General features: G+C 54.8%; 10 protein-coding genes and 1 pseudogene. 4 read left to right on the plus strand and 7 right to left on the minus strand.

Features of this window, described 5'->3' with window-relative positions; all coding sequences use genetic code 11:
- Positions 1–3 precede the first annotated feature (3 nt).
- Positions 4–5046 (plus strand): nSTAND1 domain-containing NTPase, encoded by a 5043-nt coding sequence (locus tag BLQ92_RS12860; protein WP_090684887.1) that lies wholly within the window; start codon positions 4–6, stop codon positions 5044–5046.
- A gap of 107 nt (positions 5047–5153) precedes the next feature.
- A complete protein-coding gene (locus tag BLQ92_RS12865; RefSeq protein WP_090684888.1) occupies positions 5154–8981 on the plus strand; it encodes an RNA-directed DNA polymerase in 3828 nt (1275 codons plus the stop codon).
- Positions 8982–9165: 184 nt separating this feature from the next.
- On the opposite strand, the gene BLQ92_RS12870 is transcribed toward BLQ92_RS12865, so the two are convergent.
- From BLQ92_RS12870 to BLQ92_RS12890, 7 genes and pseudogenes are all read right to left on the minus strand, one after another.
- On the minus strand, positions 9166–9678 hold the full coding sequence (locus BLQ92_RS12870) for a hypothetical protein (RefSeq protein ID WP_176860738.1): 513 nt from the start codon (positions 9676–9678) through the stop codon (positions 9166–9168).
- A gap of 143 nt (positions 9679–9821) precedes the next feature.
- Entirely contained in the window at positions 9822–11273 is a 1452-nt protein-coding gene (locus tag BLQ92_RS12875) for a tyrosine-type recombinase/integrase (protein ID WP_090684889.1), read from the minus strand.
- A complete protein-coding gene (locus BLQ92_RS39355; RefSeq protein ID WP_143016574.1) occupies positions 11224–11784 on the minus strand; it encodes a hypothetical protein in 561 nt (186 codons plus the stop codon). The genes BLQ92_RS12875 and BLQ92_RS39355 overlap by 50 nt, the downstream gene beginning before the upstream one ends.
- On the minus strand, positions 11774–13774 hold the full coding sequence (locus tag BLQ92_RS12880) for a site-specific integrase (protein ID WP_090684890.1): 2001 nt from the start codon (positions 13772–13774) through the stop codon (positions 11774–11776). Before BLQ92_RS12880 ends, BLQ92_RS39355 begins: the two co-directional genes overlap by 11 nt.
- A gap of 103 nt (positions 13775–13877) precedes the next feature.
- Positions 13878–16187, minus strand: coding sequence for a hypothetical protein (locus tag BLQ92_RS39360; RefSeq protein ID WP_143016575.1), 2310 nt, complete (start codon positions 16185–16187; stop codon positions 13878–13880).
- Between the two features lie 383 nt (positions 16188–16570).
- Positions 16571–17527 (minus strand): annotated as a pseudogene (locus tag BLQ92_RS12885) (YifB family Mg chelatase-like AAA ATPase); the annotation flags it as partial.
- A gap of 102 nt (positions 17528–17629) precedes the next feature.
- Positions 17630–17884 carry an accessory factor UbiK family protein gene (locus BLQ92_RS12890; RefSeq protein ID WP_074300916.1) on the minus strand — a complete coding sequence of 85 codons (255 nt, stop codon included), beginning with the start codon at positions 17882–17884 and terminating at the stop codon, positions 17630–17632.
- Between the two features lie 418 nt (positions 17885–18302).
- On the opposite strand from BLQ92_RS12890, the gene BLQ92_RS12895 reads away from it, so the two are divergent.
- Both BLQ92_RS12895 and BLQ92_RS12900 read left to right on the plus strand, forming a co-directional pair.
- Positions 18303–18641: a P-II family nitrogen regulator gene (locus BLQ92_RS12895; RefSeq protein ID WP_074285567.1), complete on the plus strand. Its 339-nt coding sequence runs from the start codon at positions 18303–18305 to the stop codon at positions 18639–18641.
- A 38-nt stretch (positions 18642–18679) separates the two neighbouring features.
- The gene (locus tag BLQ92_RS12900; RefSeq protein ID WP_090684892.1) at positions 18680–20161 is read left to right on the plus strand and encodes an ammonium transporter; all 1482 of its coding nucleotides are present in this window, start codon (positions 18680–18682) and stop codon (positions 20159–20161) included.
- Positions 20162–20165: the final 4 nt, after the last annotated feature.

The raw sequence follows: 20165 nt of genomic DNA on the forward strand, positions 1-20165 counted from the left end.
CAGATGGCGAACCAAATATCCAATCCGGTATCCACAGGCAATGCCGGGGGCACGTACGAATCACGCGTTCAGGCCGCACATCTACTCGCCATGTTGCTCGGTATGCCACTTGCCGGCCTTCCGGACTACCGCGTAATGAGTCTAACGTTTCAAGCTCGAATAGAGGGGTTTGAGACAGACGACTTATTGTGTCAGCTCGAAAGTACTTACGGTGGTCCACGAAAAAGACTCATTCAAATTAAACGTAGCCTGGAGGCCACCCCCGGCCATGCGCCATTTCGCCAAGCAGTTTCCAAGGCTTGGTTGGATTATGCGAATCCGGACCTCTTCATACGGTCCGTCGACTCAATCGCAATCATCTGCGACTACCAAGCTGGCGTTGCAACCCGAGACGCCAAGTCTTTGACCGACTTCGCACGCTCTTCTCTCACTGTCGACGAGTTCCTCCGGAAAGTTGAAACACGTCGCTTCTCGTCTGAATCCGCCAGAGCTACATACACAGACATTAAGACTGCAATTGAACGCGAAACGGCAGGCAACGGTCCGACTGACGACGAGCAGGCATTCCGCTTCCTTCAGCACGTTCACTTCCAGAATTACGAGCTAGCATCGGAATCCGGTGAGCTCCTGGTTGCGCTGCTCGGCCTCATTGAACTGCGGGTCCCCGCCCAGACGTCGTCACACGCAGTCTGGGCAGGGCTGGTCCAGCTCTGTGCCGAGCTCAATCAGAAGGCCGGCTCCGTATCTTTAACCACGTGGAGGGACATTGCACCGCCCTGGCTCTCCGCATCGTTATCCGAATCATTACCTGGCAACAACCCGACGCTACTCGCACTTAGAGGACGTCGCGAGCTCATGGAGGGGGCCATTCAGAGCGCGCTACCGAATGGCACAACAATCGAGCGAGCAGAAATCGTCGAGCAAATACTTGACTCGCTGCGCACCGCGCCACTCACGTTGGTGGTCGGTGATGCCGGAAGCGGAAAGTCAGCCCTTGCCAAACGGGTATCAGAGATTTTCGGAGCAGACGGCTTCGTCCTGTTTCTCAAGGCAGAGGACCTTGACCATACGAGCCTGCATACGGCTCTTGCCTCTCTTGGAGCAGGAAATCCTGCTGACTTCTTGCGCCGCAATCTTTTTCTCGGGCAACAGAACCTGATATTTGTAGACGGCATCGAAAAAGTCGTCGAGTTCTCATCCCGGGAAGCGTTTGTGCAACTGCTTTCCTTCGCCAAACAGAATGCAGCGTGGAAGCTGTGCGCCACCGTTCGCAGCCATGCGGTTCAGCCGTTGTGCGATGGCCTCTTTATGGACTTACCCTACAGGTTCGTCAATGTTCCGCATCTCACAGACGCGGAACTAGACCGAGCGCTGGAGCAAGTCTCAACCTTGCCGGCTATATCCAACCCCGCACTCCGCAGCGTGCTCCGGATACCGTTCTATCTAAGGCTGGCGATAGGTGCAGCGGGGGTGAACGCTACGACGCATATCACTTCAGTGTCCCAATTGAAACGCATACTTTGGGCACAGGCAGTAACTAACCCTCTGGACGCCCGAGTTGGACTCCCACAGCGACGTCGCCGAGCATTCAAGTCCGTCTGTTTCGAAAGGGCAAAGCGCGTAATGCAGTTCGTCCGCCCACCGGACGACTCCGAAGCCATTTCTGCCCTCGTAAAAGACCATATTCTTGTCGAAGACCGACTTGGCATGGTGGCGCCTGCACACGACATCTTCGACGATTGGGCGCTAGCCGAAATCATTGAGACATGCGCCCAAGATGCGGAGCGGAATTGGGCGATTATGTTTGATGAACTTGGGCTACATCCAGGTATTAGGCGAGCCTTCAGACGGTGGATTGCTGAGGATGTGGTCGACGAAGACGGAAATGCGGCCGCCCTGTTGGAGGCGTCGCTGACCGACATCAGCCTGCCACAGCAATGGCGCGACGACGCTGTTGTCGGAATGCTTCAGTCGACGGCGGCTTCAGACTTGGTCTCGCGTTATGAGCGGGTTCTCATAGCGCAGAACCACGAGGGGCTGAAGCGTGTGATTCATTTATTGAGGGTTGCCTGCAAAGGTCCGAAGCTTGACATAGTGAACGTGCCCGGAGATTCCGCTGTCAAGCAGGTAATCGCGCTTCGCCACATATTCACAGCGCCCGCAGGCAGCGGCTGGTTACCGCTTATTTTAGTGGTTCACCGCAACGTCCAAAACCTGAAACAGTCCGACGCCGAATGGGTCGCTCAGCTTTTGGAGGATGGTCAAAGCCTGTTGGTGGGAAATAATGCATCCACGGAAGGCGCCACCGCCGCGCTTCTGCTTGCTCTCGCACTGCTCCGCCAGCAAGGGACGACGGGATGGTCTTACCACCGGACTGATATCGGCCAGCGCCTTCTGCATTTGGTCTTGAATTTGACTGGCGGCGGTCCCAAAGAAGTTGATGTGTATTTTCGCCATGTCTTGTCCGCGCTCTATGAAGAGGAGAACGAGAGAGAAGCACTTGAGGTGCTTGAGCGCAGCATTGACAGCTATCACTCGCTCGTGCTCTGCAAGCACCTTCCACTCTTGGTTGTCGAAATCTTCAACGCCATCGTTTTCAAACATAACGAAAGCGCCGAAGATTGGCCTCACCGCTTAGACATTCCTGAGTTATTCGGAATATCTTCCACTTTAAATGACCACAACTATTTCCCGGCAAGCGCATACCAAGGACCGTTTTGGTACCTACTAAGGCAGCACCCGGTCATCGGCGTCGACCTTGTCATCGCACTCTGCAACCGTACGGCGGAGCACTATGCCAACTCGGAGTTAGGACATGAAGTATGGCGAATTTCCGTTCCGTTCCGCGATGACCGGTCGCTGATTTTTTCGTGGCGTCTGTGGGGGTTGTATCGCGGGATGGGTGTCGGCCCGAACATCCTTTGTTCTGCCCTCATGGCGTTGGAGAAAATGCTGTTGGAAAGTGCCCGTTCGGATATGGTCCATCTTGATTGGCTACTGGAGCGGATTCTGGAGCAAGGGAGCTCGGCCATGACAGCATCGGTGGTGGCGAGTGTAATTACCGCGTTTCCAAAGCTCGTAACAGCGAAGCTCATCGGCATTTTGCGGGTACGCGATTTTTATGTGGCGGATATGTCGCGCAGTGCGGGGGAATCTACGGTAGACGCAGGCCTGAATATCTTCCCCGGCATTGGCGGCCAAGATAAATTCCACCGTGACGAGCGGCAGGCCAGCAATAGTGAAAATCACAGAGGCAGGCATCTCGAAGACGTCGCATTCCAGCTTCAATTCACCTCGAGTCGTGACGAAGTCCTCGCCATACTGGACAAGTTTAGTCAGGAGTTGCCGAATGTCGAACATCAAACGTCGGAAGACCGGCTCTGGCGTTTGGCCCTTCATCGCATGGATAGCCGACAGACCACGCTCGGCGAGCGAACTGCTCAAGGCGTCGTCATCAAATCTCTCCCCGTCCCCGATGATTTGCGGTCGATGGTCGACGAAGGAGCTCAGCAGGCTATCTTGATGGACAGTGCCGCTCGCGTGCAGCTTTGGGCGATGTCGCATTTCGCGTTCGGCAAGCCAGAACATCGCCGGTATTTCGCCGACTGGCGCGAGGCATTGAGCGTCCTTCGCAACTTCAATGAGCGTAGCGAACCGGACCATTTTCTTCGTCTCATTAATCTTGATGCGCTGCTGGCCTCGGCGGTACTTCAGTCATATCCAAGCGAACTTGCCGGCGAGCAGCAATGGGTGCTAGAGACAATATTAGATGCGGTAAATCAGAATTCGGATACCCAGAGCCACGAGCATATGATGTCAAAAAATCGCTCTGATGGTTCGAGGCTAGCCGCGTACGTTCTCCCGCTGCTGATGAATAACAGCGCTCATAGGGAAGCTGCAGTGAACGCTTTGGCAACCGCCTTGACACACGCGGTTTTCGAAATACGGGAGTTCGCCGCTATCGGCGTACGGCAGCATCTATGGAAAATTTCGACTGATGCCGCGCAAACGTGTGTTGCCTCGCTATTGAATCTAGGCTTGGCCGTGGACACAGCACTGAAAGGGCCCTTCGATACGTGGCAGGAACAAGCCGGAATAGCGGTGAAGAAGAGCCGTGAAGCTCTTCGGCTTGCGCTGCTCTCATTAAAAAAAATTGAAATCCCTACACTTTCCCAGCTACCCCATTCTTGGCAAGAGCCAATTGCTGCGTTCGCAGCGTTATCTCATGAGGTCGCACCCGACCTCGGGGAGCGGATGTGTCGGAATTTCGTGAGACTTTTGCTCGATGCGCTTGCAAATTCCAAGGAATCGAACCGTCGAAAGAAGCGAAACGGCGAAATCAACTACGACCTGCGGCACACCATTGTTTCCGAATACGCAGGCCGGCTGCATTTGCGACAACGGCTGGACGATAACGACATCGAGCTGATTGGGAAGCTGACGGTAGAACATCCCGATGTCTGCTCGGAATGGTTTCGCGAACTCATCTCGGCAGAGGACCGGCAAAGCAATGCTGAGCAGTTCTGGCGAATTTGGAACGAGGTCGCTCGGCTCTGCCTCCTCCAGCCCGAGATAAGTAGTCCGAAGACGCGTCACTATCGGGGGAACTACGACGACCTCATCAAAACGCTCTTATTCCATAAAACCTACTGGCGCGAAAACGCCAAGTCTTGGCCAGCTTTTGTCAACCATACCGATTTCTTCGCGGATTTGCCTATCGAGTTCCTGCTGACGCCGCCAGGGTTCGAAGCGTTCTGTGCCCTGCTTGCAGGAATAGGCCGAGAAGCTCTATTGCCCCGTGGCCTGATTATTCTCGCCAAGGCTTGGGAGCAGGCCTCACCGCGTTTCAATCCGTTGGCGTCGAACGACGTTGCGCTTTATATGGAAATCGTCCTGAGGGAAGTGGTGGTGAGTTCAACCACGCAGGTGAGGGCGGATGCTCTCCTGAAGTCAGCGATTCTGAGATTGTTGGACGAGCTCGTGAACGCCGGTTCGTCCATAGCATTTCAATTAAGGGACTATCTGGCTGCTCCAACGACCGTATGAGTGGTCACCCGGGTGACCTTCACGATAACCAGGCGACATTTCGCCACTAAATACTACAAAAAATAGGTATCTGCGTTGCATTTCGGACGCGTGTCTATCGGAAAGACATGACATCATTTACCGGCAAGTATGCGGCGCTTGCACCAAGAGCTGAGTATCTACAGGACATAGTAGTGCTAGCCCAAGCCTGGAAGAAAAGCCATACGTACATTCGTCGCCACAACTGGTACGCGGACACTCTCGAGTTGGACGCCTCGGCAATCAATCTTCAGGAGAAGCTTGGGCTTTGGGCGGCAGAGCTTCAACAAGGAACTTTCAAACCCAAGCCAGCGCAGGTGGTACCAGCACCCAAAAACCTACCTTGGTCGTTCAGTGCAGCTAGTCAGGACGGGTGGAGCCCAGTCGCGAAGGACGACGAACTCCACTTGAGACCACTTGCTCACATAGGTATTCGAGAGCAGACAATCGCAACGGCAGCAATGTTATGTCTCGCTGACTGCATCGAGACGGCGCAAGGAAACACATCAATCGAGGGTGGCCAAGCGCTCACGCGAGGTGTTTTCAGCTATGGAAATCGCCTTCATTGCAACTGGAGCGAAGACTCGACACGTGCGAGATTTGCTTGGGGAAATTCGAACGTCTACAGCAGATATTTTCAAGACTATCAAGCGTTCGTCAAGCGACCATTAGTCTCGGCGCAGAAGGTAGCAGAGAGTGGAGACCTCGATGGGTCGTTGTTTGTGGTGAAGCTGGACATAAGCGCTTTTTACGACAGCATCGATGTAAAAAAACTAGTTCTGTCCCTCAAACGCGAGTATGAAGCTTTCCGACAAGGTGACGACTCTATCGGTGCTTCAGACGAAACCTTTTGGGCCCTCTTGCGGGAATCGCTGAGCATACCTTGGGAGAAAGGTTCCGAATCGCTGGCATCCCTTTTTAAAACAGGTGCCTTGCCTGGCGGTCTACCGCAAGGGCTGGTTTCGAGCGGCTTCTTCGCTAACGCTTACCTCCTGCAGTTTGACCGTGCTATCGGCGATGTGGTCGAACAGGGATTCGTCAAAATTGAGCGGCACCTGTTTCAACTTCACGACTATTGCCGATACGTGGATGACCTTCGACTCGTTGTGTCGTGCGACGAGGATATGACGGACATGCAGGTCGGCGCTGCCATGTCCGACTGGGTCCAGAAATTGTTGAATCGACATGCGTCCAGCGGGGCCGAGCTCACCCTATCAATCAATCCTCGAAAAACCGAAGTGGAACCGTATTCGTCCGTGGGTGGCGAAGCGGGAACTGCAGCCCGAATGAAATCGTTGCAGCAACAGCTCAGCGGCCCTTTCGATGTCGCAGCATTGCAGCAGGTCGAGGGCGGGTTGAACGGTCTGTTGGCGCTCGCCGAGCTTGGGGCCGGCAGAGTTGGTGTGCTCGACGACGGCGAGAACGCTCCGACCCTTGCCTCGGTCGCTAGACCCAAACTCGAGGTTCGCGACGACACGCTAACCCGATTCTCCGCATATCGTTTAACCAAGGCACTGCGGATGCGACGGAGCATGACGGACCTGAGTCAGCGCACTGACGATAGTCTAGCCGAGGACGTCCTGCGTCACGACTTTGAGGTTGCGGCTCGTCGTCTGGTGGCATCGTGGGCGTCGAATCCGTCGTTGGTTCAAGTACTGCTCTATGCGCTCGACCTTTTCCCCGCGCCAGAATTGCTTGGCATAGTGACAGATGCGTTGATGACCAAGCTTCGTAATAACAAAAGAGCCCGACAGAATCAATACGAGCGGCGCGTTGCACTATATGTCATATCGGAACTGTTTCGCGCGGGAGCAACTTACACCGGCCATCGTGCTGAGGAGGATTCGAACTTCAAGGTTGGTGACATTGCCGCTTACCGCGCCAAGCTGGGAATGTTTGCGCTTGCTGTTATGAACGAGAGCCGCATACCGTGGTATGTGCTCCAGCAGGGCTCACTGTTACTTGCAACCCTGGGTACAGAGCACCCAGAGCTACCCGACCACCCGACGCTTCGCTATCACAGATTCCTGCAGAGTTACCTCGACCGCAGCATCTCGCCGCCACGTCTGCCACTTGGCGATGCGGTTTCCACTTCTCTAATTGGTCATCAGCTACTTCGCAAGCCACTTTGGTACGCCAGGTGGCTGAGTCGGTTCGCCGAAACGCTGAGCCCAGCTGAGCAAGAGGTGGTAATGGAGCTCATTGCTCAAGTCGATACTCCGCTGCTTGAATACGTCATAAAGCAAAAGGTCATCGAACTAGATGTCAACCACACGCTACGGAAAATCTATTCGCGCCGATATTCCCGGAAACGTACAGTTTCGGATACCTCGGAGCTGACGCCCGAGAAGTGGATTTCTCTTAACGATGCAATCACCCATCCTTCGAAGCCGTTTCATCAAGAAAACGGTTTGCTACAACTCGCGCTTGCCCTATCTGAAGCAGAAGGGAGTGACGTGGTCAAGTCCGAACACATGACGCCGCAAACAGTACGGATAAAGTGCGCAGATTGGTCCCTACTCAACGACCCGCGTGACGCGAGGCTCACCGCGAAAATCGACGCCAGTCACATACGCACGGACGCGCGATATGCCACGCCCGAATGGTGCGCGACAGAGTCAGCGCCGTTGTATGCATTGGGACGGCTCCTTCGAGCCGCTGCGACCGGTGAACTTGACTTCACCGCAGGACATTGGCTTCTGCGCGAGGCGGACGCTAGCTGGTACGCGGGCTTCCGAAGCACCTGGCAAAAGCGGCGAATGGGATTAATGAACGCCGCCAGTGCTCTGGGCGGGACGACCGGTGCTATAACGCCGTGGTTTTCAGAGTTGTTGATGTGGCTCCTGCGGTGGCCAGGTACCCTCGTCCAAGATGAACCCGACCGGCTGTTTTCCGCGCTTGCGGATGTCAAAGACTTTAAGCGGCTGATAACCGCGCGTCTTCAACATCAAGCAGTCATTTTCGGCAAAGGCTCCAATTTGCCTGTCTATGAGTACCCGGTTATCTGGCCGATGCATGGCAAAAAAACACTTCGGGTTTGCCTTGTACAAGGGTTAATGCCGCTCACCGAGCATTTCGTTCCGTCTCTCGCATCGCTCGAAAGCCCTGCTTACCGCTTGCGCCACCGCAATCACACGGCATCGCTGCTGTACCTTGCAACGCAACAGATTCAAGCGCGAGATGCGGTACTTGGCATGACGGAAAAGCCGCATGTTGACCTGGTAGTCCTGCCGGAATACAGCGTGCATGTAGATGACCAGGACTTGATGAGGTCCTTTTCGGATGCTACGGGTGCGATGCTGTTCTATGGGCTTTGCGGCGCCATGGACCCAACTACAAAAGAGCCGGTAAATGCAGCCCGGTGGCTCGTACCTCAACGACGCGGAGGCCGCCGGTCGTGGGTGGAGGTGGACCAGGGGAAAATGTTCCCTACACCCGAAGAAACGGTCTTGGGAGTCAAGCCGTGGCGTCCGCACCAAGTGATTATCGAACTGCGGTCTCATAACACCGTGTTGTTCCGGATGTCCGGCGCAGTGTGTTACGACGCCACCGATTTGAGGCTTGCAGCGGACCTGCGCGATGAGTCGCATATGTTTGTCGTTACAGCCATGAATCGCGACGTAAAAACGTTCGATAGCATGGTTGGCATGTTGCGATATCACATGTATCAACACGTACTCATCGCCAACTCTGGAGAATTTGGCGGGTCGACGGCGCAGGCTCCCTACGAAAAGGAATACGAACGTTTAATTGCGCACAGTCATGGCTCGAAGCAGATGTCCGTTAACATATTTGATATAAACATCGACCATTTTGGACCTGGTCTACAAGCGGCTGAGACCAAGCTGGTGACGATTGGAGCGAAGAAGCAGCGCATCGGAAAGACACCGCCCGCAGGGTTGAATCGAAAAAAATGAGAGAGATACAGAACTCTCTGGTGGTCTATATCTAGAGGCGGAAACTACGAAACTACCTGGACGCCAGCTTTTGATAGTAACTTCGTCATGGTAGTCCGTAACCGCCTTCCCTCGGCTTCGCCTCAACCAAGATGAAGCGAAGTCGCATCAAATCCCGCGCGCGAATTTTGCATGGGGCGTCTCACTACCGGGTTAGTCGGGACCCGACGAGCGTTTGAAATACCTGGAGAATGTCCACCTTCGTTCTTCCGCTACTGATGGATGTCAAAAAGGGGGCGAAGCGTATCGATACTTCTTCGCCACTACGAGGATTGAGCAAAACAAAGTCCTGCCATTCTTCGCCTTTACCTTCGACAGCAGCCGCGAAACTCAAAAGCCAGTAGATGGCAATTTGACGGTAGTCGGACGCTGAAAAGCGTTTGGCGATGCACTTGACTTCAATGAGGGAGCGGCCAATTGCAAAGTCGCCTTGCCCACTTGCAATCCACTCCAATCCCGGGATGGCTGGTCGCAAAACGACAGGGTGGTTCTGCTGGTGGCTCATCGTCCTGAGCCTAGTCGAAAGATTCAGCGCGACGATTTCAGCGAGCGTTCGGTCAGCCGGTTCGATTTTGTCTGGAATCACGGCGTCGAATGATGCTCTCTGCCGCTGCAATGTCTCAATGCACTCGGCCCAGTCATATGCGGCGCCTGTCATGATGCGCTCTGCAAGCGTATACGCAACCGAGACTCGGAGTTACGTCACGAGGCAGTCAACGACTTCAGTCCCAAGGAGTATTGCGCTGGAGTGTTCGTGAGACTTCTTTGTATTGGCAGACACTCTGCGGTCAAGCCGTGGCGCTAAATTCGAGCGCGCAGCTTCTCGATATGCTCCACTGCGCGCAAAAACTCCTCGACATGATTGCCTATCGTATCGCCGCGTGACTGAGCGGTCCTTAGCCGCTCTTTACTTCGACTAAGGGCATCGAGTGCGCCCTCAAGCTCTGCTCTGTTTAGCACTTTCTTGAACGACGCTACTTGGTCAAGCGCTAGGTGGATATATACATCGAGGGTTTCATCAGATACATGTCCGGCATATTCTCTTACCTCTTGTTTGAAGCGATATGAGTCCAGTAGCATCCGGTGAAACTCGTCGACGCTGTTTATCTGGTGACTTCGAACTAGTCGCACAAAGGCTTGCGTGATAAACCGATGTCGCATCATATGAGGACTACATGGTCCCACAATTTTTGCCTGTTTAGCGAGGATGCGAAATTCCTGTGTCAATGTGTTTGCGCGGAGACGCTTCCCCGACTTGTAGCTGACTAGAAATGCGGAGTCGGGCGTTTCTTTAACCCCCAGTGCGTCCAGATGCCGTTTTCGTAATCTATTGTAGCTCTTAAGATATTCGAGAGATATGCGATTGATAGGTACAGTTCGCTCATACATAATGTTTCCTCGCTTCTTAACTGAGCGAAACGTTATGCTCGGGGTAAACTCTGTATCGCCGCTTTTGTCGGCTTTTATTTCCGCCTTTATTGCCGCCTCGACGTCGCAAACGCGTAGTAACACCGCCTCAAGCCGACGGAATCCGAGGATGTCAAAGAGCTCGATGGAGACCAGCCGCCTTTGCTTGATAAAATACGCAGTTGTCCCATCGTCAGCGGCCGCGCGAAGTTTGGTTACGTCAGCTTCGTTTAGAGGCATGCGCCCTTCAGTAGGGTCTACCTCTGGCGGGAAAACGTCGTGGAACCATCGTTCTTCGTAACGAATTTTCCCTTTTCCAATTTTTCTTTCGTATCTCTTTTTGTATCCCTTTATAGCCCCGGATTTCGAGACATAGTTGGAGATGCTATAGTATTCACCAACAAATTGAAGAAATTCCAACCAGACGGCACCTATTTTCGTCGTAGTTTTGCGGTTGTTGCGTGGCTCGCCAGTCGACTTGTCGACTGCTGACAGTTGCACGAACGCGAACCTGAAATCTGAATCAGTCAATTCGCTCGGCAGCTTTTGATTGTTGAAACAATATCGTACGAGCGGCGTCAGATATGAGCAGTACGTGGCAAGTGTGCCCCCTCGGCTTTTTATTGAATAGCCAGCGTCCAGCAGCCGATTGGTGAAAATGTTTACCTCGACGCAGGTGAACCCGTGCGGCCACCTCATAATTGGAACGTAGCTGGCCGAACGACTTTCGCGGCTTCCATCCCCGTTTAGTGCCGAAAATATTCGAAAGCTTTCGCTAGTGTGGGAATACAATTGCTTATTTCGCGTCTTCAGGGTCATCTTTTCGGGTTCGGAAAGAAAGTTCATGTCGGATGGCGACCTCTTCACTAGCGCATCTTGCGATTAATTCTGGTTTGCCTGAGCCAAGCGCCATAGCTCGTGCGTTCATAAACGCTCTATCGAACGCACGCGTCACAACAACGAGGTCGTCTCCTGCCCGTTTGAGTTTGACTTCAAGCTCGGCTACGCGAGTTCGGTACCATGCAAGGGTGCGGCGGGGAGGCGTTGATTCTTCATGGTGCGGAGAGGCGCGTGCGTGGGCCAAAACCGCAAGTCGCAACTCGTCGAGTTCGTTCCATTGCCCTTCCGCCTCGCGTGCAGTCCTTTTTAGTGTATTTAGTGCCATAGGACGGATTGAAAATGCTTCGCAATCTAGTTTGGCTAATCCTCGTTGTGTGACGAAAAGGGTAATGAATTCCTGGCGGTCCACATCAGAAGGGATTGGCGTGCAAAGTAATGCACGAAGCAGTGCAAAGCGGCCTGAAATGGGGTCGAGGTCATCTTGCTTGATTTTTGAAATGACCCAATCAAACTTCATCTTCCACCTCAAAAACAGTGACTGCGAAGGTGTGCCGCGTTCCGTCTGGCGTGTCGAAGTAGACAGGGCGTACTTGCAGACTGCCGTCGGATTGTTTCCTTTTGAGGAAGTGAATGTATTGTTCAAATCCTTCATTCGTCATCAAATCGATTTGCGTTGTGTCGAACTGTGCTTTCACGAAAGTGCGGAGGTCGACCAAAACGTTTTCATTCTCACGTAGAATGATGGCGAGAACCTCCGAGCGAATTGACACGAGCTGTGAACCAGGGAACGCATTTGTGATGTAGTGTTCGAGATGTCTGGGGTCAATGTGACGCAGCATCCACCGGAGGTCATCAAGTCCGCCGTAAAAAGGCATGAGATAGAACAATAAGGCGAATAGCCTTCGCAGTTGATGCTGCCTAATGTAATAGCGCTCACCGCTTGAGTTCAAAGGCGTCTGAATATAGTCAAGGAAGCGGTCGATGGCCTTGTTATATTTCTTGTGGTCGACAGAAAATGTACCGTGGGTATTAGGCATCGCAAATACCAAAGCAGGCGCTTCAATTCCATGTCGACGAAGTAAGGCGTGAAATGCTTTGATTCTGCGAACTATCCGCATACCGATGTAGGGAATCGGGCGCTCGTCCTCGTTTCTAAGGCCCCCATAGCCACTTTTTCGACTTAGTAGCTTTATCCACTCCCCGGACTCATCGAGGCAATCGACAGGAAGGTCTATAAGCTCACCTTGTCGTGCCGCCATAAGCATGCCGATAATAAGTTGCATGGCACCGTACAGAGCGTGCACAAGCTCAAGCAGTCCTTCATTTTCCCTAAATCGGCGAAAAAATTCGGACGCAGGTGCTTTTGGTGTATCCTTTTTAAGGAGATGCGCAACTCTAATTTCTTGTGAAACAGACCATTTCTTTATTCCCATATCTCTGCTTAGAGGATGAAGGACGTGCTCGATGCCGTTGCGAAAGCTATATCGATTGACGGATTTTGAGGCCGCACGCGCAGCAAATAAAACGTGCGCATATGAGGTGAGCAAATGGCGGCTGTGTTCGAGAAAGAAAGAAATGGCTTTGCCGACTGCGTCAAGTGCATACGGGGCCGGAACGGAGAGGTATCGTCCGTCTAGCTTTAGTCGAATGGCGTCTGGAAGCGAAAAGGACTCAATTTCCTCGATGGATTTTAAAGGAAATGCGCATCCGACCGTGGACAGAGGTTTTGCGTTTAATAATGCAGACAGAAATTTCCTAAACGAACGTTCACTGCATGCGTCATCTAGCGCAGTTGCGCGGACCTGCGCACCTGGATATTCTCTGCAGAATCCGTCTGTTTTTTCGATGCAAAGCTCATCGAAAAGGGGCTTTTTGACTTCATTTCGGTGGACCCAGATAGTGCCATGATATATTTTCTCGCTTAGTAATTTGTTATTTGGCACAAACCGATATCCCTGGTTTTCTGTCTTAGTATAGTATCCATTTGACCACATCCAGCATCTAGCTCGAATGAGTTGCTCCTCTGTCATATCGAGCGAGCGGCCGTCGGTTGATGCGTTGACGACAGATAGGAAGGGGCACTCGGAGATGCAGGCCGATACCTGCGCCTCAGTGAGGTGCGCCGACTTCGATTGAAGGAAAGTGTTCAACCGTTCTGGCCATTGCATTAGACCGGTCAAAAGGTCAGCCGAACTAGCGCGCGCAGCCAGCATTTGCTTCAGATGCATTCCTACCACTGTACTAAAACCAAATTGGTAGACGCCCAACTCGCCGCCGTTCAGCAGCAGATAGTCCACGACATACAGCGAGAGTATGAAACGACTCTTTTGAACTTTTACGGAGCGGGGTCGTTTAGAGCGATTAGTACCATGTTCTTGAATGCAAATGAAATCATAGATATCTCCAATCATACGGCTGTGCGCCTTTCGATTATTGAGAATCTGGGGGAATGCACTTATCGAAAAATCGAATGAATAAACGTCATCATCCGAGAACTGCACAGTCATCACGTCTGCTCCACGGGGACTGAGCATCCACGCAACGCGATTTCGGGTTTCTCGTAAAAAGGCCTCGGTGGGAGTTTGGAGAGCGACTGCATTCACACTTTGACTAGGCATAAATCACCAACGATAGGTCGAGAATCCGGCTGTTCGATTCTGCCTCGTAAATCGCTTTTGCTAACGATGGTTGGCGACCGGATTGGGATTTTATGTACTCGATTACATGTTTAGACAGTGATGCCCAGTATTTTGCATTTGCGTTCATCGGCTGATTGGCCTCATCAACCGCTCGAATGATATTGGTTAGAACAGTGAGATTGCCGACGCTCCCGTTTATGACGAATGTCCCATTTTTTATATCTGAATCGGTTGCTGCGACACTCCCTTCGTCATACGAGTGCGAAAGCTGGTCTATATCCGGAAATGGATGCTGTTCCATAAACATGTTTAAAGCATGTGTGTCGCAAAGGCCGCTTGCAATCAGCTGATGTGGAGAATTTCTAGTGGTATGTACGATAATCCGAGTCTGAAATGCACGTATCCAGCGTACCCTGAGAAACGCGGCAAGCGCCTTTGGCAAATAGCTATTGAGCGCCCTCGAGCGTCTCGCGTGTCCAAGTGCTTTCGCCATCTCAACTTCGCTGTGCGTCTCCAGGAATATCGTGATTGCGCGAGTGTGCCGGACACTTCTCAAGGAAAACTGTTTGGCCAACGTATGGACGTACGCAATGCTTGGTGCACCAGCCTGATAAAAAGCATTTGCCAGTCTTTCTCTCGGACCAGGTCCGGAGGTGAGCGGCGAAAATCTCGTTAGGCGTGTGGGATAGTCAAATCCTTTGTCACATGAAAGAAAAAGATACCGCCAGTTTGGGTCGCCCCTATCCTTGAGATATTTGCGCAAATTCGATGTTATTCGCAGGATTTCGACTATTAACCTGCGGGAGGTTTTTGTTAGTTGAATTTGCTTAATAACATGTTTGCCGTGGGCTCGGTATTTTTTGCCAATCAGATACGTTACCTTACCTAGACGGACCAAGCCTGTAAGCTTTCCGCTCGAGTTCCACAGCCGAAGATTCTCAAGAAAAGACGGTATTATTTCGGGATGCTCGTGGACGAGTAAAGTAGCATGAGCCAAGAGAGTGCCGGCGGACGGAAGGCCAAGCTCGTGAGAGACGAGTTCGAGATTATCCGGAAAAATGCCAGCTGGATTTTCGTAATCTTGGCGAGAAATATGGCCGTATCGCTCGTAGGTCGCACACGCATTTTCATAAAACGTGGGGTTTTCTCTATTCATCAGCGACCTGGGGTTTGACTTTCCTTCCGCGTCTTCAGGCCGCACTCGCGCTGTCCCGAGTCTTGCGGCATGACGCCTCGCTTTCGCCCGGTTGTATAAGCTTTCGGCTTCGTCGGTCGCCCATTTTTTGATTATATGTAGTGTTTTCGGCATCTCCTCGCGCAAGAATGCGAGAGCTTGATACGTACCCAACTCGGGAGGGACCGGTAAAAGCAATTTTGCTAGTGCCTTGTTATCCTCCGTGCTAAAAATATCTTCTGCCAACGGGCCCGGCATTCCGCCGGCGGGAGGAGAGATTAGGCCGGGGCCGATGAGTGCGCTTTGTGCGAATGAGCAAAAAGTACACCAGTCGTTAAGAATTGTTTGGGGCTTACATTTTCCGGCTCTTGAATCTTTATAAAATTGATAAAAGTTTTCCCAGAGGAGAGACGACGAGTCCGGAGATTGATATGTCGAAAAGTTGAAGGATGGTAACCCCGATAAATAGTCTGCTAGCTCTTTGAAACCAGGGATGCGGTCAATTCGACGTGTCGCAACGTAGGTTGCACAGGCATCGTGCAGGCTCTGTGCAATGGCTGCTCCGTGTGCTTCGTAGACGCCATAGAGTGGTAGGGAAATCACTTTTCCGCTCAAGGGGGTCACTGGCCACGCTCGCCAAAGGATGACCGCACTTTCATTCAGTTGGAGCGTTTGAAAGCGTTCCGTGAATTGCATCACTAGACTGCTGCGAGGGCCCGTCGAAACGTTTTTGTCGACGGTTTGACCTCCGAGCGTCGTAAGCAAATACATGCCAACTTGCACGTATGCGGCTCTTGTCGAACCTTTTGCTTGTATGAATGCCGGCGAATTAAGAGCGCCGATAAAGCTTTCAAGGACGCGAATGTTGGCAACCCAAGTTTCCCGGGCTCCCAGTACCGGGCCGTCGGTAATCTGAAGATAACACTCGAAGCATCGGATAACTCTTGGCATCCGGCGAGCGATGTGTGACGCGGCCTTTTTTACTACATCCCCGATAAGTGCCTGTGCCTCAGGAGTCACCTTCGTGAGCCGAAAGTTCTGGTAGGCGGACACGTCGCGGATAAGGGGGGTATTCATGGGACGCGGAATTGATTGGACCGTTTTCATGTTGCCGGGCTCAATCTATTGGGTCCAATACGTATTTTCTAGCCGCCAACGTCTATGATAGTATAAAACTATCGAGATGTAGATGTAGATTAAACATTTCTATCAAATACTGTAGCAGATGTAAAATGGCGTCCTGCGTATGGTTCCAAGGTGAGTGATGAAAGCAAGACAACCCAAGAGCCCGGAGAGGCAAGGCAAGTGCTTTCCTGTTGGGATTAGCCACGGCGTGCAGGCTGTTGCAAAGCGGCCCGAGGTTGGCCGACCGGCTTGTCGGGTGAGCGGTGACAGTTGTCAAGGTGGTCGCGGCCAAGGAAATGGAGCCGATGCCCCGCCAGTACTGCCCCCGGTCTCATTGACAACCATTGACCAAAAAGCTAACCGCCTATTTCATCCAGAAACAGAACCCCCAGGTGCGCCAGGGTGATCTCGCCCGGCTGCGGCGGATTGCGCCCGCCCACCAGCGCCGCTGCGCTCGAGGAGTGATGCGGCGCGCGGAACGGCCGCTGCCGCCATTGCGCCGGCGAGAAACCCGACATGCTGGCCGACAGTAGCGCTGCCGAGGTGAGCGCTTCGTCGTCGGTCATGGGCGGCAGCAGGCTGGGCAGGCGCGCGGCCAGCATCGACTTGCCGGCGCCGGGCGGCCCGACCATCAGCACGTGGTGGCCGCCTGCGGCCGCGACTTCCAGCGCCCGCCGTGCACCGCGCTGACCGATCACGTCGGCCATGTCGGCGGGCGGGGCCGCCGGCGCGGCGGGCAGCTCGGGGGCGGCGACCGGCGTCAGCCGGCCATCCGGCACGCCTGACAGATGGGCGCACAGCGAGGGCAGGTCGGACGCGCCGTAGACATCCACGCCGGGCACGAGCGCCGCCTCTGCGGCGCTGGCCGCCGGCAGATAAAGTTCGGGAGCGTGCTGCGAGCGTTCGGCTTCCGCCTGCGCAGCGTGGCTGCGCGCCGTGCCGCACGCCATCGCAAACGCTCCGCGCATGGGCCGCAACGCCCCGGTCAGCGATAGCTCGCCTGCAAATTCCCGGTGCGCTAAAGATTCGGCCGGAATCTGCCCGCTCGCGGCGAGAATGCCCAACGCAATCGGCAGGTCGAAGCGGCCGGATTCCTTGGGCAGGTCGGCGGGAGCGAGATTGACGGTGATGCGGCGCACGGGAAAGTCGAAGCCGCAGTTCTGCAGTGCGGCGCGCACGCGTTCGCGGCTCTCGCGCACTTCGAGATCGGGGAGGCCCACGATCGAAAAAGAGGGTAATCCGTTGGCGAGGTGAACCTCGACCGTTACTTCGGGCGCGCGGCCAGCGGCCGGCGCGCGACTGCGCACCACGGCAAGCGACATGTTTTCTCCCGTCAGACGGCGCGCCGGCGGCGCGCACGATCCCCTAAAGCGCTGATGACGTCACGGCTCGCTTGCCAGTGATGTGTGCAGCTCAGAGCAGCATCAGGACGTGTGCGTCACCGGCAGCTTCTGTTCGAGCTCGGCGACGCGCCGCTCCAGTTCCTCGAGGCGTGCGCGCGTGCGCACCAGCACCTGGGTCTGGGTATCGAATTCCTCGCGCGTAACCAGATCGAGCTTCGAGAAGCCCTGCGACAGCATGGCCTTGACGTTGCGTTCGACATCCTTGGCCGGCGAATTCTTGAGCAGATCGCTCATACGCGCCTGTAAATCGTTGAAGACGTCGTTCGGTTGTTTCATGGTGTTCCCCTTGGGTGCACAAAAAGTGTGCATATGTCATTACGTCTGTGCTCCGGATCTGCGGATGAGCGTTTCTGGTGCATGCCTTCGCAACCCGTCCCGCGGCATGAGCGCGTTTGGTGCGCGTCTTCGAATCCGGAGCCTGCGAACACTCTAGCAACGATCCAGGCGGCGCGCCACCGTCGCCCGCCCACGTTAGCCATCCGGCCAGGGGGCGCCCGAGGCGTCTGACGGCACCGGTTCCAGCCGTCCTGACCCTCACATGGCATGCGAGTTGCTGTTACTGCCCGGCGCGCACTGCCGGGAGCCTTTTGCCGGCACTGCATCGATACGGTGTGAGCAGCAACCGCGTGTCGACGCAACAGTTCAGGGGAAACAAGGTTACGCAAACGGGTTACGCAACTACAGCGAGGATTTCATGAAACTGATTACCGCAATCATCAAGCCGTTCAAGCTCGATGAGGCGCGCGAAGCCTTGTCGGCAATCGGCGTCTCCGGAATCACGGTGACAGAAGTGAAGGGCTTTGGGCGTCAGAAAGGCCACACCGAGCTGTACCGGGGCGCAGAGTACGTCGTCGATTTCCTGCCGAAGGTGAAGATCGAGGCCGCGGTCTCGGACGACATCGTCGAACAGGCGATCGAAGCGCTCGAGCGTGCGGCACGCACCGGCAAGATCGGCGACGGCAAGATTTTCGTCACGCCGATCGAGCAAGTGATTCGGATTCGCACCGGGGAGACCGGGGCGGACGCCCTGTAATTAGAACGATAGCGACTAAGCGACAAGAGGAAACGAAGATGCGCAAATTATTGATGTCCTTGCTGATGGCCGGATCGCTGCTCGCGGGCGGTGTCGGCGCCGCCCTCGCGGACGACGCTTCCGCACCTGCAGCCGCCTCGGCGCCTGCCGATACGACGGCCAGCGCGCCGGCACCGGACGCTTCCGCCCCGGCTGCCGCTGCTTCGGCGCCGGCAACTGCCGCCGCCGCGCCTGATGCATCCGCCGCGGCTGCCGCCGCCGCTCCGGCTGCACCGACCGCGCCGTTCTCGGTCGACTCGTCGAAGATCAACTCCGGCGACACCGCCTGGATGCTGACCTCCACCGCCCTCGTGCTGTTCATGACGATCCCGGGCCTCGCGCTGTTCTACGGCGGCATGGTCCGCAAGAAGAACGTGCTCGCCACGCTGATGCAAAGCTATGCGATCACCTGCGTCGTGACGATCGTCTGGACGGTGATCGGCTATAGCCTCGCGTTCACGCCGGGCGGCTCGTTTATCGGCGGCTTCTCGCGCGTCCTGCTCGCCGGCATGAACTATATCCACGGCGACAAGGCGACCACGCTGACGGTGAGCCACCTGGCTCCGACGATCCCGGAAACGGTCTACTTCGTCTACCAGATGACCTTCGCGATCATCACGCCGGCGCTGATCACCGGTGCGTTTGCTGACCGCATGAAGTTCTCGGCCATGCTGGTGTTCATGACGCTGTGGTCGATCATCGTCTACTCGCCGATCGCGCACATGGTCTGGGAACCGACCGGCTGGCTGGCTGCCGCAGGCATCCTCGACTTCGCAGGCGGCACGGTGGTGCACATCAACGCCGGTATCGCGGGTCTGGTCTGCTGCCTCGTACTTGGCAAGCGTGTCGGCTACGGCAAGGAAGTGATGGCTCCGCACAATCTCGTGCTGACGCTGATCGGTGCGGCGATGCTGTGGGTGGGCTGGTTCGGTTTCAACGCAGGTTCCGCTGTGGCCGCCGACGGTCGTGCCGGTTTCGCCATGCTGACGACTCAGGTCGCAACCGCCGCGGCAGCACTCGGCTGGATGTTTGCTGAATGGATCGCCAAGGGCAAACCGTCGGCACTCGGTATCGCATCGGGCGCAGTCGCTGGTCTGGTAGCCGTTACGCCGGCTTCTGGCTTCGTCGGTGTGGGTGGTGCACTGGTGATTGGTATTGCCGCAGGCGTGATCTGCTTCTGGTCGGCAACGTGGCTCAAGGGCAAGCTCGGTTACGACGATTCGCTCGATGCGTTTGGCGTGCACGGCATCGGCGGCATCGTGGGTGCGTTGCTGACGGGCGTGTTTGCAGTCAAGGACATCGGCGGCGCGGACGGCAGCGTGATCCTGCAGGCCAAGGGTGTGCTGACCACGCTGGTCTACAGCGGTGTGGTGAGCTTTGTCCTGCTGAAGGTGATCGACATGGTAATGGGCCTGCGCGTGACGGAAGAAGAGGAGCGCGAAGGTCTGGACGTGAGCCTGCACGGCGAACACGTCGAATAACGTT

The sequence above is a fragment of the Paraburkholderia phenazinium genome (genome assembly GCF_900100735.1).
GTDB lineage: Bacteria > Pseudomonadota > Gammaproteobacteria > Burkholderiales > Burkholderiaceae > Paraburkholderia > Paraburkholderia phenazinia.